This window comes from Rhodococcus sp. Leaf233 (genome assembly GCF_001426165.1).
Classification (GTDB): domain Bacteria; phylum Actinomycetota; class Actinomycetes; order Mycobacteriales; family Mycobacteriaceae; genus Rhodococcoides; species Rhodococcoides fascians.
Genome location: NZ_LMRO01000012.1, coordinates 224,285 through 238,615, shown reverse-complemented (window position 1 = coordinate 238,615; position 14,331 = coordinate 224,285). Strand labels below are relative to the sequence as shown.

Below are 14,331 nucleotides of genomic sequence, written 5' to 3'. Positions count from 1 at the left end.
GCGATTGTTGCCCGTCGAGTCCACTCAACGTGACATTGACCCCCGAAAAGGCCACCGAACGTCACATTGACTCCTCCCGGGTGGGTGTTTCCGCGGCCGACTCGGCCGACTCGGTGGGCTGGGCGATCGGCGTCAGGTCGATGGTGCGGGTAGGGGCGATCGCGTCGAGGAACGGGCGATCGTGGCTGGCGATGATCAGTACACCCTCGAATGTGTTCAGTGCGTCGATGAGGTGTTGGCGGCTGGTGATGTCGAGGTTGTTGGTGGGCTCGTCGAGCATCAGTAGTTTCGGTGCAGGCTCGGCCAGCAGGATTCGTGCCAGTGCGGCTCGCAGTCGCTCGCCTCCGGAGAGGGTGGCGACGACGGCATCGGCGTCGGATCCGCGGAAGAGGAATCGCGCCAGTTGCCCACGGATCTGTTCGGCGGTGGCGTGCGGTGCCACGTCGGCGATGTTCTCGGCAACGGTGCGTGATTCGTCGAAGATGTCGAGGCGTTGCGGAAGGTATTTCCATGGCACTTCGGCCTCGGCGGCGTCGAGACTGCGCAGCAGGGTGGTCTTGCCGCTTCCGTTCGGCCCGACGAGCGCGATGCGTTCGGGACCGACGACGTGAACGTCGTCATGCGTCAGAACTACCTGTCCCGGATGAACTTTCGTTGCGGGCAGGTCGACGCGTATCTCGCGGTCGTCGCGAAGGAGATCCTCGGCTGCAGACAGTGACGTTCGGGCATCGTCGACGCGGTCGCCGTGGGTACCGCGTAGTTTGCCGGCCGATTCCTGTGCGGCCCGCTTGCGTCGGCCCGCAAGGACCGGTGGTACGCGCTTCTGCTCCGACATTTTCTTGCCGTAGCGCAACCTGCGATCGAGTTTGATTTGTGTGTCGACCAATTCGCGTTCCTGCTTGCGCACGTCGTTCTTGGCGTCTCGGATGCTCGCCCGCGCTGCTTCCTGCTCGGCGTCGATCACCGATCGGTAGTGCGTGTAGTTTCCACCGAACAGGCGTACTCGGGAGGTGCCGCTGCGTTCGGCGCGGACCTCGGCGACGGTATCGACACGCTCGAGCAATTCGAGGTCATGGCTGCAGACGACGAGCACCCCGGAGTATCCGTCCACGGCCGCATACAGTCGTTCTCGTGCAACGAGATCCAGGTTGTTCGTCGGCTCGTCCAACAGCAGTACGTCTGGTTCGGCGAGCAACTGCGCGGTGAGAGCCAGCAGCATCGCTTCGCCACCGGACAGCGTGCCGACCGGTCGATCCAGGTCGTCGAGGGTGCCGACGATGCCGCCCAGACCGAGCTTGTTCAGCAACGCCAGGGCGCGCTCCTCGACGTCCCAGGCCGATCCGACGATGGCGAAATCGTCCTCGGAAGATGTACCGGATTCGATGCGATGCAATGCCTTTCGGACCGAATCGATGGCCAGCACGCGATCCACCGGGAGCTCGGGGTCGAGTGCGATGTCCTGACGGAGATAACCCAGGACGCCGGGCATCGAGATCGAACCGCGCTGCGGTGTCAGTTCTCCGGCGAGCAATCTCAGAAGGGTCGACTTTCCGGCACCGTTCGAACCGATGAGACCTGTTGTGCCGCCGGGGAAGATGGCCGACAACGCGTCGAACACGGGGTCGCCGTCGGGCCAGGAGAACGTCAGATCGGAGACAGAGAGGGAAGATGAATGAGGCATGGATGCTCCAAAGGTGTGCGTGCGGTCGAACTGCAGGCGTCTAGAACCTTTGGAAGAGCAATGGCCTCTCCGAATCTGTGGGCAACAAGGCGATCTCCACGCTAATGCCGAACGTGGGCAATTCGCAAGCGATTTAGACCGAGGGTCCCTTCTTGCGTAGTTCGTCCACTGTCGACATGGCTCCGCGCAGTTCGTCCAACCAGTCCTGTGTGTGCTCGCCGACCAACTTCACGGCCCACGACAGAGCGTCTGCACGAGACCGCGCGACTCCGGCATCGACGAGGGTGTCGAGGACGCGTCGTTCGGGCTGACGCAGGCGGGTCATGACCGGGACGGCCAGGTGGGTGAACAGGACTACCTCGGAATCGGTCCGAACGCCCCAGGCGACCTTGCGTCCATAGCGCTTCTCGGCCTCGTCGGCAATCTGCATGCGCTCGGCCCGGGTGCCTTCTCGGAATCGGGCGATGCGGCCTTCGGTGGCGGCAGGTGAACTGCCCTCCTCGGTGGGCAACGTCCCGACCACCACGATCTCTTCGCGATCCACCTCGACCGACGCGGTGCCCTCGAACCAGCTGTCGGGCAATCTGCCGCCGAACCAGTCGCCGGCATCGGTGGCGTCGGGAACATCTGCGTGCTGCCAGCCGCCGGGGCGACCGAACGAGCGTCCGTTGGGTTTCATGGTGACTCCTCTGTAGGTTCAGTAATAATGATTACATGATTACACCCCATCTCGGGTTCGCGCCACCGCCGATTCGTCGGAGGCCTGGGGCATGCTCGACTCCGTGCGCACAACGAGAAGACCGACGACTCTGGCCGCAATCGTGTCCGTACTGGCGCTGGTGGTCGCTGCCTGCGGAAACAGCGGGCCCGATCAGCCGCAGACGGTCGCCGAGCAGTTCGCGGCCGCCGTCAGCAGCTCGAACATCGATCAGGCAGCCGCGCTGACGACCGATCCCGCGGGCGCGAGCGCCGCTCTAACCCAGCTGTACGACGGGCTGTCCGGCGGCGGAACGGTGACGGCCACTCCCGATTTCGAGGCTGTCGACGCGAACGAGGATGCGGGCACGTTCACGCTGAACGCCGATTGGCGCTTCTCGACCACCACCGACGGCACGGCGGAACCGGACGGCCAGCCGAAGGAGTGGAACTACACGACGTCTGCGACCGCGGCAGAGACTCCGCAAGGGTGGAAGATCACCTGGGACCCGGCCATCTTGGTCCCCGGACTGACGGCCGATTCCTCGGTCCGATTCACCCCGACCGACGCGCTGGTCGCGCCCAGGGTGTTCGATGCCAACGGCGGCGAGCTCATGTCGCAGCAGGTCGTCACCCTCGTCAACGTCGATGCGACGGCCGATCCGGTGGCCGTCGCCGCTCTCGTCGGATCTGTCGTTCCCGGGATCACGGCCCAGTCTGTTGCGTCGTCCGTTGCTGCTGCACAAGGCAATTCAGCAACCATAGTCTCGCTCCGTCAGGCGGATATCGATCCCATCGGAGCGCAGCTCGCGGCCGTTCCGGGAGTCACCCTGGCACCACAGACTCGGCTGCTGGCCACCGATCGCAATCTTGTCTCGCCGGTTCTCAGCGACCTGACGACGCTGTGGGAACAGGAGCAGGCGGCCAATCGGGGCTGGGCGATCCAATCGGTCGCTGCCGACAACACCGTCACCCAGCTTGCCGGTCGCGATGCCTCCACCGGTGACGACATCGCGACCACCGTCGACTCGGCGTTGCAGATCAAGGCCGAGAACGCCCTGGCGTCGGTGCCGCAGCAGGCTGCGATCGTCGCGCTTCGGCCGTCTACCGGAGAGGTTCTCGCCGTCGCGCAGAACGCCGCAGCGGATGCGGAAGGCCCGATTGCTCTGACCGGTCTCTACCCGCCCGGGTCGACCTTCAAGACGGTGACCACCTCGGCTGCTCTGCAATCCGGTGCCGTCACCCCCGACACGGTGTTGCCGTGCCCGGCGACGGAAAACATCGAGGGACGTCAGATTCCCAACGACGACAACTTCGCGCTCGGCGACGTTCCGTTGCACACTGCCTTCGCGAAATCGTGCAACACGACGATGGGCCGACTCGGCGTCGCCCTGCCGCCGAACGGTCTGACCGACGCGGCCGCGCAGTACGGCCTCGGCGTCGACTACGTGACCCCGGGCCTGACGACCGTCACCGGTTCGGTGCCGTCGGCCGACACCCCGGCGCAGCGCGTCGAATCCGCCATCGGCCAAGGGCAGGTGACTGCGTCACCGTTCGGCATGGCGCTGGTCGCGTCGTCGATCGCGAACAACGGATTGCTCCCGCCGACGGTCGTCTCGGGTAAGCCCGGCGTGGGAAACATGCAGCCGGCAGCGGTGAACCCACAGGTCACCGAGCAGATCAAGGCCATGATGCGCGAGACCATCACCGGTGGTACGGCCACGGCACTGAACGACATTCCGGGGCTGCTCGGCAAGACCGGAACCGCTGAATTCGGGCCGAACAACGAAGGAGCGCACGGCTGGTTCGTCGGGATCTCCGGTGATCTCGCGTTCGCGGTCTTCGTGAACAACGCGGGAAGTTCGGCGCCCGCCATCGAGGCTGCAGGACGCTTTCTGAGGTAACAGCCCGAGGTAAACGGACCACTCCGTATCTCAATCGTGACCGGCTTGTATGAATCCCGTGCTTGTTACTCGTGTGACTACAGTGAATATTGTGACTCATGAGTTCTATGAGTCGTGTCCGTCGTGGCCCGCGCAAGGTCCGCGGTCGCTACCTCGTCGCAGTTGCAGCATCGGCGACGCTGTCGGTCTCGGCCGTGTTCTGGATGGTCGACCGCCCACCGAGCGAGGCCGAGGTACTGGTCTCCAAATTCGTCGACGCGCTGGACAACCGCGATGTCGCGGCGGCGGCCGCACTGACGACGTACCCGAACGCCGCGACGGCAGCTCTGAATCAGATGTTCGACGGTTTGTCGGCCGACGGTAGATCGACGGGCGACTTCGACCTGACGCAGTACATGGATCTCTCCGACGAGAGCGGATTCTTCACGCTCGCGTCCGCCTGGAATTTCGGCGAAGGCAAGGACTGGAAGTACAGCGCTCAGGGCGCAACCAAGAAGCTCAGTGTCGGCTGGCGTATCGCGTGGGATCCGGCCACGCTCGTTCCGGATCTGACCTCCGGCGGGTCGGTTCGCTACACCCGCACCGACGCCGCTCCGCCGTTGATCTTCGATTCGGCGAACAACGTGCTGATGAGCGAGCGGACCATCAACGCCATCTCTCTCGACCCCGCCCAGATGAGTGATCCGGCGGCGTCGGCTCAGCAACTCGCCGATGTCATCGACGTCGTCGCGCCGCTGATCACCTCCGAATCGCTACTGAAGGAACTCGATTCGGCCCACGGAGCTCCGATCACCGCAGTGACACTGCGCGACGACGACTTCGCCGTTCTCGAAGACGATCTGCGAGCGGTGCCGGGAGTGGTGGTCGCCCCGCAGCCGAAGCTCATCGTCGACGACCGTCGAATCACCTCCCCGGTGCTCGACTCCCTGCGCGCCGCATGGCAATCCGGCCGCGACGCTACCGCAGGCTGGGCCGTCGACACCTACACCGTCGACGGAACCGGTGAACGACGCGTGGGATTCCAGGGACCGGGCGGACCGGACCTGCACGCAACGCTCGATCCGCGCGTCCAACTCGCGGCCGAGAACGCTGTGGTGATGGCGGGTACGTCCGCGTCGATCGTGGCGGTGTCCATGTCGACCGGGGCGATTCTCGGTGCGGCACAGAACAGTTACGCCAACGAGCAGGGCGACGTGGTGTTCGCCGGCTCCTATCCGGCCGGCACCGCGTCGGAGTTGATCAAAGCGGTACAGGCCGATCGCGGCGACGACAGTGCCGAAGACGCGGCAGCACGCCTGGGTCTGGGAATTCACTATGCGATGCCCGGTCTCGACGCCTACACCGGCACCCCCGCTGACAGCCGAAGCGCGATCGACGGCATTCGGAACGTCTCCACTGCATCCGGGGCCGAGGCGACGGTGACACCGTTCGGACTGGCCCAGATGGCAGCGGCGATCTCCCGCGGCAGCGCGCCCACTCCGGCCATCGTCGCCGGTCAGACTGCAGTAGCAAACCGCGCAGCCGAGCCCATGGGCTCTGACGCTGCAGCCCGCCTGCGTGAGATCGTGGCCGCATCGTCGAACAGCAGTGGTCTCGATACGTTCGACGGCGTGCAGGGATTTGCCGGGGAGAGCGGCGATGATCGCTTCGTGCTCGCGACCAGCGGCGATGTTGCCTTCGCCGTCTACATCGAGGACGCCGACGGTGGGGATCAGGCAGTGCGGATGACGAGCCGCTTGCTGCAGGAGATGGCGAACCCCGTCGAATAGGGGCTCGATCGTTAGGCACGGTAGTTTTGTCCGGTGACTGTGCTCGATTTCGGACTACTGGTGGTGGCCGGGTTCTTCGCCGGCCTCATCGGGTTCGTCACCGGGCTCGCATCCCTCGTGTCCTATCCGGCGCTGTTGGCGGTAGGGCTTCCCGCGGTCTCGGCGAACGTCACCAACACCGTCGCGCTGGTTGCTGCCGGAGTGGGTGCCACTACGAGCTCGTCGGCCGAACTCGCCAAGGACGGCAAACAGCTGATTCGCTACGCCGTCTACTCGGCGCTCGGCGGGACCACCGGGGCCATCCTGTTGCTCGTCACTCCGGAGGGATCGTTCGAGGTGATCGTGCCGTTCCTGGTCGCGATGGCTGCGATTGCGCTGCTGCTGCAGCCGAAAATCCGAACGTTGTCCGGCGGCAGGCAATTTCCGACGCTGTACCCGCTGGCGCTGTTCGCCGTCGCCATCTACGGGGGCTACTTCGGAGCCGGAGCCGGGGTTATCTTCCTGGCTCTGGCGCTGATCTGTACGTCCGATACGTTCTGGCGCGCAAGCATTCTGAAGAGCTTCTTCCTCGGCATCGCCAATCTCATTGCGGCGATCATCTTCTCGTTCTCCGGCCACGTGAACTGGTGGGCCGCTCTGGCTCTCGCAATCGGCTGCTTCGTCGGCGGTGCCTGCGGGCCACCGACCGTCAAGGTGATCTCGCCGATCGTGCTTCGCGTGGGGGTCGGCATTCTGGGACTCGGCCTCGCCGGCTGGTTGGGGTACCAGGCATTCGGCTGACGTCGTAGGTGATCTGAGTGTCCACCATTTCAGCCGGGAGGCGCGATCCCGCTTCCGGAACGAAATAGTGGACACTCAGATCAGTTGTGCCTCAGCTTCCGGGGAGACACCGCAGCATCCACCGGTCGTCGGGGCGTCGGGCTCGTCGAACAGGCCGGCCCCACCGCAGACGCCCGTGTCGGGCAACGTCAGCTCCACTTTTCGCGCGCCCTCGTGGTCGCCTGCCAGTTCGGCGGCGATGCTGCGCACCTGCTCGTATCCGGTCATCGCAAGAAACGTCGGCGCACGTCCGTAGCTCTTCATGCCGACCAGGTACAGGCCGGGCTCGGGCTGAGTGAGCTCCTCGACTCCGTGTGGTGACACCGAGCCGCAGGAGTGGATATTCGGATCCACCAGCTCGGCGACGAACTTCGGTGCCTGCAGAGTGGGATCGAGATCGAGGCGCATTTCGGACAACCATGACAAGTCCGGACGGAACCCGGTCAGTGCGACGACGCGGTCGACGTTCTCGATACGGGTGCCGCCGTCGCCCACGAGGGCGAGCCGATCACCCTGTACAGCAACGGCTTCGGTGCGAAATCCGGAGACCACGGTGAGGTAACCGTCGTCGACGGCCTTCTTCGCGCGTTGGCCGAGTGCGCCGCGCGCCGCGAGTTCGTCGGCCGCACCGCCGCCGAAGACCTCCGCGGTGACGCCTCGACGCACGGCCCAGGTGAGCGTCGTGCCGGGCTCGTCGGCGGCGAGCTCTGCGAAGGTGATGATGCCGGTCAGCGCGGAGTGGCCGCTACCGGCGATGACGGTGTGCTTGCCCGCGAACTGGGAGCGAATCGCCGGATCGGCCAGATCGGGGACTCGGTAGTCGATGCGGTCGGCGGCGGCCTTCTCGCCGATGGCCGGAAGTCCCTCGCTGCCCAATGGATTCGGTGATCCCCAGGTGCCCGACGCGTCGACCACGGCGCGAGCGAGGATGCGTTCCTCGCTGCCGTCGGAACGGCGAACATGCACCGACAGTGGTTCGGTGTCGCGTCCGGCGTCGACGACGCGGTCGCGTCCCCGGCGGGCAACGCCGACCACTTCGCAGTCGACTCGGACGGTATCGCCGAGCACAGCAGCGAGGGGCGCGAGATAGTGCTCCACCCATTCGCGTCCGGTGGCGTAGGTGTCGCCGTCCGGTGGAGTCCAACCGGTGGGTTCGAGCATTCGGGCGGCAGCCGGGTCGACGACCTCGGACCACGGAGAGAACAGCCGCACGTGATTCCATTCGGACACCGCCGATCCGGCCGACGGTCCACGTTCGAGAACGATGACGGCAGAACCGGTTTCGGCCAGGTGCGCCGCGGCAGCGAGACCGATGGGGCCTGCGCCGACCACCACTACGGGGTATTCGTTCATGTCGGATCTACCTTTCCTCGTCGAACTAGAGTGTCCACTGCTGCGCGTGCCGTCCGGCCGACGCCGATGAGCGTCGCCGAGGCGGGGCCGGTCCAGTCGCCGTAGCCCAGGAACACCAGCGTCGCTTCGCCGCGGACGTGATTGCCGTCCAGCACGATTCGTGATCCTTCGGTGTGCAAATGCAGCGGCTGCAGATGCCGCAGTGCGGGTCGGAATCCGGTGCACCAGAGGATTACATCCAGCATTTCCGTCGTATGTCCGTCGGTGACGCCGTCGGTGGTGATCGCGGTGAACATCGGCCGGGCGTGCAGCACTCCGCGATCCCTGGCCTCCCGCACCGGCGGGACCATGACGATGTCGCCCAGACCGGCGACCCCGCCGGTATCGGGACCGCCTGCCGCCAGAGTGCGGGACCGATCGCTGGCGACATCGAACAGCACCCGACCGTCGACGTCGTCGGGCAGAAACCTCGGCTCGCGGTTGGTGAACCACAGGGTCTGCGCAACCGTGGATATCTCGGCGAGTATCTGCGCCGCCGAGTTTCCGCCGCCGACGATTCCTACTCGCTTGCCCACGAACTGATCCGGCGTTCGGTAGTCAGCGGCATGCAGCTGGGTCCCACCGAACTCACGCATGCCCGGGTAGCTCGGCCAGAACGGCCGAGACCACGTTCCCGTCGCACTGACGACTGCTGCGGCACCGTACGACTCGCCGTCGGTGTCGACTCGATAGCCCTCGGTCGTACGATGCACGGACTTCACGTCGACGGGCCTCTGCACCGGCAAGTCGTACTTCTTCTCGTACGCCCGCAGGTAGTCCACCACATGCGATGCCGGCGGAAAACCACTGTGCCACGCCGGCATCGGCCAACCGGGTAGTCGCGAGTACTCGGCCGGCGAGAACAGATGCAGGGACGGCCAGTAGTCCTGCCAGGACCCGCCGGCGTGCGTCTGGTTGTCGAGGATGACGAAGTCCAGACCGGCTCGTCGCAGGTAGTAGCCGGCGGCCAGTCCTGCCTGACCGCCGCCGATCACCACCACCTCGGTGTTCATTCGAATCAGGTTTCCGCGCTGCGCAATCGGGATGTCAGTTCTCCGACGCGGCCTGCGATGTCGTCACGCACCAGACGCATCCGCTCGATGCCGTCGATACCGCGTTCGGACGGTTCGTCGGTGTCCCAGTTCTCGAATCCGGGGCCGTCGACCACGTCTACCTTGGCCTCACCGCCGAGGGTGACGACGTAGTCCATCCGGGCGAGCAGAGCGGGGTCGATCGGTTTCGGTACTTCACCCGACAGATCGACGCCGACTTCGAGGAGTGCCTCGGCGGACAGTGCGTTGACTGCGCTACCGGGTTCGGTTCCGGCAGAGTGCACTTCGACCGAATTGCCGACCGTCTTGCGCATCAGGCCGGCCGCCATCTGTGATTTGCCGCCGTTCTTGACGCAGACGAACAGCACGCTGGGTGTCGTCATGATGCCGAACTCTGCTTCGCTGGAACCAGTTCGGCGATCAGGTCTTCGATCCGACGCTTGATCTCGTCGCGAATCGGGCGCACTGCCTCGACGCCTTTTCCTGCCGGATCGGCCAGTGCCCAGTCGCGGTAGCTCACGCCGGGGAACACCGGGCACGCGTCGCCACAGCCCATGGTGATGACGACGTCGGACGTCTCGACGGCCTCGGTGGTCAGGATCTTCGGCGACTGCGACGAGATGTCGATACCGACCTCGGCCATGGCCTCCACCGCTGCCGAGTTGATGGTGTCCGCGGGAGCGCTACCGGCAGAACGTACCTCGACGGTATCGCCGGCAAGATGAGTCAGAAATCCGGCGGCCATCTGAGAGCGGCCGGCGTTGTGGACGCAGACGAACAGCACGCTGGGTGTCTCGGACATCAGGAATCCTTCGATGACGTGGTCGTGGAAAGGCTGGGGGAGAACCGCTTCCGCAAGGCGAGGGAGACATAGACGAGGCCGACCAGGACCGGCACCTCGATGAGCGGACCGACGACTCCGGCGAGCGCCTGCCCGGACGTTGCGCCGTAGGTGGCGATGGCGACGGCGATGGCGAGCTCGAAGTTGTTGCCCGCAGCGGTGAATGCGAGGGTGGTAGTGCGTTCGTAGCCCAGGCCCATGGCGGCCCCGAGTGCGTAACCGCCGCCCCACATCACCGCGAAGTAGACCAGCAGGGGCAGCGCGATGCGCACCACGTCCCAGGGCTGTGACGTGATCCGATCACCCTGTAGCGCAAAGAGAACGACGATGGTGAACAACAGCCCGTAGAGAGCCCACGGGGCGATCCTCGGGATGAACTTCTCCTCGTACCATGTGCGGCCCTTGGCGCGTTCACCGAAGAAGCGCGATGCAAATCCGGCTATCAGCGGGATTCCGAGGAAGATCAGCACCGATTTCGCGATCTGCCACGGCGACGCTTCGATCGTGGTCTGCTCGAGGCCGAGCCAGCCGGGCAGTACCGAGAGGTAGAACCATCCGAGGACGGCGAACATGAAGACCTGGAACACGGAGTTGATCGCCACGAGCACGGCCGCGGCCTCACGGTCTCCGCAGGCGAGGTCGTTCCAGATGATGACCATCGCGATGCATCGAGCGAGGCCGACGATGATCAGGCCGGTCCGGTACTCGGGCAGGTCCGGCAGGAAAAGCCATGCGAGAGCGAACATCAGCGCCGGTCCGAGGATCCAGTTGAGAACGAGCGATCCGATCAGCAGCCGCCTGTCTCCGGTGACGGTGTCGAGGCGGTCGTAACGGACCTTGGCCAGTACCGGATACATCATGACGAGCAGGCCGACGGCGATCGGGAGCGACACCCCGTCGACGGAGATGGAGGACAGCGCGTCGTTCAGCTCGGGGATCATGCGTCCCAGGATCAGGCCGACGACCATGGCGACACCGATCCACACCGGGAGGAACCGATCGAGCGTGGAGAGTTTGCCGACGACGGCGGTGTCCGTGGTGGTGCTCATACCGTGACCACCGTGGGGTCCGCTGCGGTGAGTACCGACGATAGTTGTTGCAAGGCAGCTGGAACGACCCAGTAGTACACCCAGGTTCCGCGTCGCTCACAGTCGAGCAGCCCGGCTTCGCGGAGCACCTTGAGGTGGTGGGAGATCGTCGGTTGCGACAGGTCGAAAGCAGGGGATATGTCACACACGCACGCTTCGCCGCCGGCATGGCTGGCGACGAGGCTGAGCAACCGCAGGCGCACAGGATCGCCCAGAGCCTTGAACATGCGGGCCAGATCCCCGGCCCAGTCCACTGTCAGCGGTTCGTGGACGAGCGGCGAACAGCATGCGCCGGCCGAGGAAGTCCGGTCTTGATTCGACATTGGTCTATATTGACCCCTGTCGAATCAGCCGTCAAGTGAACAGTCGCCGAACCCGGACCAGACGGTAGAGGACGCCGAGCAGTACGACAACGGTGCCGATCGCGATCGACGACAAGGGCAGCGTGGCAATGAGAACCAGGCACCCGAGCGCTCCGAGCGCCTGAAGGGGGCGCGGATAGCGTCGGTGTTCGGTGCCCTGGGTGTACGCGCTGACGTTGGCGACGAGGTAGTACAGCAGCACCCCGAAGGACGAGAAGCCGATGGCGTCACGAAGATCCACGACGAGAATTGCGGCACAGACGATCGCCGCCAGAGTGATCTCGGCCCGGTGCGGCACCGAGTAGCGAGGGTGGACCGCAGTGAGATACGACGGCAGATCATGGTGGCGGGCCATCGCCAACGACGTGCGCCCGATACCGGCGATCAAGGCCAGTAACGCTCCGAGCGCGGCCAGTCCGGCACCGATGCGCATGACGGGTGATGCCCACGAATACCCCGACGTCACAACGAGATCGACCAGCGGAGCCGACGACGAGGCCAGCAGGTCCGGGCCCAATACCGTCAACAATGTCACGGCAACCGCTGCATAGATCAGCAACGCGATGCCGAGTGCAGAGACGATGGCCCGTGGAATGGTGCGCTCGGGCCGCACCACTTCCTCGCCGAGGGTGGCGATGCGCGCGTAGCCGGCGAAGGCGAAGAACAGCAATCCCGCGGACTGCAGAATTCCGTACCAGCCGTCCCCGGTGAGGGATCCCGACGTGCCCATGCCGTTGCCCGGCGAGCCGGCGAAGCCCAGAACCACCCCGATGACGAGGATGGCGAGCACCGCGGTGACGAGGATCTTCGTCAGCAGCGCCGTACGGGTGATGCCGAAGTAGTTCACCACCGTCAACGCGACAATGGCAAGGATCGCAACGGCTTTCGCATAGCCGGAAGGGGCGACGTAGGCCGCGAACACCATCGCCATGGCCGCCGAGCTTGCGGTCTTGCCGATGACGAAGGTCCAGCCGGCGAGGAAGCCGGGCCACTCACCGAGTTGTTCGCGACCGTAGATGTACGTCCCGCCCGACGTCGGATACTGGGCGGCGAGTTGCGCGGACGACGTCGCGTTGCAGAACGCGACGACAGCCGCGATGGCGAGGCCGATCAGCAAGCCGGCACCCGCTGCGGCCGACGCGGGAGCGAACGATGCGAACACTCCCGCCCCGACCATCGAGCCGACACCGATGACGACTGCATCGACAAGGCCCAGTCGACGGGCCAGCGGCTGTGGGTCGGTCATGCCTGGACCCGGATGTCGATCACGGCGACAACTGTAGAGGCCCTACACCAGTGGCAACAGATTAGATGTCGGCCGCGGTCTACTTCTTCTGCTGATACACGTCCGGAATTCCGTCGTGGTCGTCGTCCCGCGTCTCTTCGATGTAGAAGTCGCGGTACGCCTTGTTGCGGGTACGCAGAATGATCGACGCGATGGTTGCGGCAACGATCGAACCGGTCAGCACACCGACCTTCACGTGATCGTCGCGCTCTGTTCCTTCACCGAATGCCAGATCGCCGATCAGCAGCGACACCGTGAAACCGATACCGGCGAGCATCGCGACGCCGAAGACGTCGAGCCATTTCAAGCCGGCGTCCAACGTCGCCCGGGTGAAGCGCGAGACCAGGTAGGTGGTGCCGAAGATGCCGATGGCCTTGCCGATGACGAGGCCGGCAATGATGCCGATGGCAATCGGGTCGGTGAGTGCGCTGGCCAGGCCGGAGAAGCCGCCGACGGTCACACCGGCTGCACAGAAGGCGAACAGCGGCACCGCGATACCCGCGGAGATGGGTCGGATCTTGTGCTCGAAATGCTCGGCGAGACCGGGGCCCGCATCGGGGCCGCCGTTCGCCTTGCTCCGGATCACCGGGACGGCGAAGCCGAGCAAAACGCCTGCGACGGTGGCGTGGACACCCGACTCGTGCATGAGCACCCACGTCACCACGGCCAGGGGGATGAGCACCCACCACGAGCGGACGCGCATCTGCACGGCGACCGCAAACAGCGCGAGCGGGATCAGCGTCAGGCCGAGGGCGATGAAGTTGATGTCGTCGGTGTAGAAGATCGCGATGACGCTGACGGCCAAAAGGTCGTCGACCACGGCCAGAGTCAGCAGGAAGGTTCGCAGCGCTGTCGGCAGATGCGTGCTGATCACGGCGAGAACGGCCACCGCGAACGCGATATCGGTCGCGGTGGGAATGGCCCAGCCGAGCAGAGCGCCATCCCCGGTGCCGAGGTTGAACAGCACGAAAATGACTGCGGGAACGACCATTCCGCCGACAGCAGCGGCCACCGGCAATGCGGCGCGTGCCGGATCGCGCAGATCACCGGCAACGAACTCGCGTTTGAGTTCGAGTCCGACGACGAAGAAGAAGATGGCCAACAGCCCGTCGGCGGCCCACGTCGACAGAGTCAGATCGAGATGCAGGGCCGACGGCCCGACGCGAGTGCTCATCAATGTGTCGTAGGCGGCGGACCACGGCGAGTTGGCCCACACGAGCGCGACCACGGTGGCAACGAGAAGCAATGCGCCGCCGACGGTCTCTTTGCGCAAGACCTGTGCGATGCGGTCGGCCTCGGACCAGGAACCGCGAGAGAACAGCGGCAATCTCTCTTTGGGAATCGGTGAATCAGACACGGGAACAACGCCTTTCGGTAGCAACGTCGTGCTGAGCGCGTCCGCCGAGTCGACGGACATGTGCGCAGCACAGAACTATTGCCGA

At 65.1% G+C, this 14,331-nt stretch carries 13 protein-coding genes; 3 read left to right on the top strand and 10 right to left on the bottom strand.

The window, feature by feature from the left end:
- Positions 1 to 61: 61 nt before the first annotated feature.
- The gene (locus ASH04_RS20780) at positions 62 to 1,681 is read right to left on the bottom strand and encodes an ABC-F family ATP-binding cassette domain-containing protein (RefSeq protein WP_057474418.1); all 1,620 of its coding nucleotides are present in this window, start codon (positions 1,679 to 1,681) and stop codon (positions 62 to 64) included.
- A 133-nt stretch (positions 1,682 to 1,814) separates the two neighbouring features.
- The gene (locus tag ASH04_RS20775) at positions 1,815 to 2,360 is read right to left on the bottom strand and encodes a hypothetical protein (RefSeq protein WP_032367118.1); all 546 of its coding nucleotides are present in this window, start codon (positions 2,358 to 2,360) and stop codon (positions 1,815 to 1,817) included.
- Between the two features lie 91 nt (positions 2,361 to 2,451).
- Between ASH04_RS20775 and ASH04_RS20770 the strand changes: the two genes are divergently transcribed.
- From ASH04_RS20770 to ASH04_RS20760, 3 genes are all read left to right on the top strand, one after another.
- Positions 2,452 to 4,281, top strand: coding sequence for a penicillin-binding transpeptidase domain-containing protein (locus tag ASH04_RS20770; RefSeq protein ID WP_057474417.1), 1,830 nt, complete (start codon positions 2,452 to 2,454; stop codon positions 4,279 to 4,281).
- Between the two features lie 107 nt (positions 4,282 to 4,388).
- Positions 4,389 to 6,050, top strand: coding sequence for an NTF2-like N-terminal transpeptidase domain-containing protein (locus ASH04_RS20765; RefSeq protein ID WP_200937352.1), 1,662 nt, complete (start codon positions 4,389 to 4,391; stop codon positions 6,048 to 6,050).
- A gap of 33 nt (positions 6,051 to 6,083) precedes the next feature.
- Positions 6,084 to 6,830, top strand: a complete 747-nt coding sequence (locus ASH04_RS20760) for a sulfite exporter TauE/SafE family protein (protein WP_027495346.1) — start codon at positions 6,084 to 6,086, stop codon at positions 6,828 to 6,830.
- Positions 6,831 to 6,905: 75 nt separating this feature from the next.
- On the opposite strand, the gene ASH04_RS20755 is transcribed toward ASH04_RS20760, so the two are convergent.
- The 8 genes from ASH04_RS20755 to nhaA all read right to left on the bottom strand — a co-directional run bounded on the left by ASH04_RS20755 (position 6,906) and on the right by nhaA (position 14,246).
- Positions 6,906 to 8,222, bottom strand: a complete 1,317-nt coding sequence (locus ASH04_RS20755; protein WP_057474416.1) for an FAD-dependent oxidoreductase — start codon at positions 8,220 to 8,222, stop codon at positions 6,906 to 6,908.
- Positions 8,219 to 9,274 carry an ArsO family NAD(P)H-dependent flavin-containing monooxygenase gene (locus tag ASH04_RS20750; protein ID WP_057474415.1) on the bottom strand — a complete coding sequence of 352 codons (1,056 nt, stop codon included), beginning with the start codon at positions 9,272 to 9,274 and terminating at the stop codon, positions 8,219 to 8,221. The genes ASH04_RS20755 and ASH04_RS20750 overlap by 4 nt, the downstream gene beginning before the upstream one ends.
- A 5-nt stretch (positions 9,275 to 9,279) precedes the next feature.
- The gene (locus tag ASH04_RS20745) at positions 9,280 to 9,696 is read right to left on the bottom strand and encodes an arsenate-mycothiol transferase ArsC (protein WP_057474414.1); all 417 of its coding nucleotides are present in this window, start codon (positions 9,694 to 9,696) and stop codon (positions 9,280 to 9,282) included.
- A complete protein-coding gene (locus ASH04_RS20740) occupies positions 9,693 to 10,115 on the bottom strand; it encodes an arsenate reductase ArsC (protein WP_032383195.1) in 423 nt (140 codons plus the stop codon). Before ASH04_RS20740 ends, ASH04_RS20745 begins: the two co-directional genes overlap by 4 nt.
- Entirely contained in the window at positions 10,115 to 11,203 is a 1,089-nt protein-coding gene (gene arsB / locus ASH04_RS20735; RefSeq protein WP_032374798.1) for an ACR3 family arsenite efflux transporter, read from the bottom strand. Before arsB ends, ASH04_RS20740 begins: the two co-directional genes overlap by 1 nt.
- Entirely contained in the window at positions 11,200 to 11,565 is a 366-nt protein-coding gene (locus tag ASH04_RS20730) for an ArsR/SmtB family transcription factor (RefSeq protein ID WP_032374799.1), read from the bottom strand. Before ASH04_RS20730 ends, arsB begins: the two co-directional genes overlap by 4 nt.
- 31 nt (positions 11,566 to 11,596) lie before the next feature.
- Positions 11,597 to 12,850: an APC family permease gene (locus tag ASH04_RS20725; protein ID WP_057474413.1), complete on the bottom strand. Its 1,254-nt coding sequence runs from the start codon at positions 12,848 to 12,850 to the stop codon at positions 11,597 to 11,599.
- Positions 12,851 to 12,929: 79 nt separating this feature from the next.
- Entirely contained in the window at positions 12,930 to 14,246 is a 1,317-nt protein-coding gene (gene nhaA, locus ASH04_RS20720; RefSeq protein WP_032400529.1) for a Na+/H+ antiporter NhaA, read from the bottom strand.
- Positions 14,247 to 14,331 lie beyond the last annotated feature (85 nt).

Coding starts and splice junctions, on each gene's coding strand:
- ASH04_RS20780 (WP_057474418.1), bottom strand. CDS start 1,681: ATGCCTCATTCATCTTCCCTCTCTGTCTCCGATCTGACGTTCTCCTGG.
- ASH04_RS20775 (WP_032367118.1), bottom strand. CDS start 2,360: ATGAAACCCAACGGACGCTCGTTCGGTCGCCCCGGCGGCTGGCAGCAC.
- ASH04_RS20770 (WP_057474417.1), top strand. CDS start 2,452: ATGCTCGACTCCGTGCGCACAACGAGAAGACCGACGACTCTGGCCGCA.
- ASH04_RS20765 (WP_200937352.1), top strand. CDS start 4,389: ATGAGTCGTGTCCGTCGTGGCCCGCGCAAGGTCCGCGGTCGCTACCTC.
- ASH04_RS20755 (WP_057474416.1), bottom strand. CDS start 8,222: ATGAACGAATACCCCGTAGTGGTGGTCGGCGCAGGCCCCATCGGTCTC.
- ASH04_RS20750 (WP_057474415.1), bottom strand. CDS start 9,274: ATGAACACCGAGGTGGTGGTGATCGGCGGCGGTCAGGCAGGACTGGCC.
- ASH04_RS20745 (WP_057474414.1), bottom strand. CDS start 9,696: ATGACGACACCCAGCGTGCTGTTCGTCTGCGTCAAGAACGGCGGCAAA.
- ASH04_RS20740 (WP_032383195.1), bottom strand. CDS start 10,115: ATGTCCGAGACACCCAGCGTGCTGTTCGTCTGCGTCCACAACGCCGGC.
- arsB (WP_032374798.1), bottom strand. CDS start 11,203: ATGAGCACCACCACGGACACCGCCGTCGTCGGCAAACTCTCCACGCTC.
- ASH04_RS20730 (WP_032374799.1), bottom strand. CDS start 11,565: ATGTCGAATCAAGACCGGACTTCCTCGGCCGGCGCATGCTGTTCGCCG.
- ASH04_RS20725 (WP_057474413.1), bottom strand. CDS start 12,850: ATGACCGACCCACAGCCGCTGGCCCGTCGACTGGGCCTTGTCGATGCA.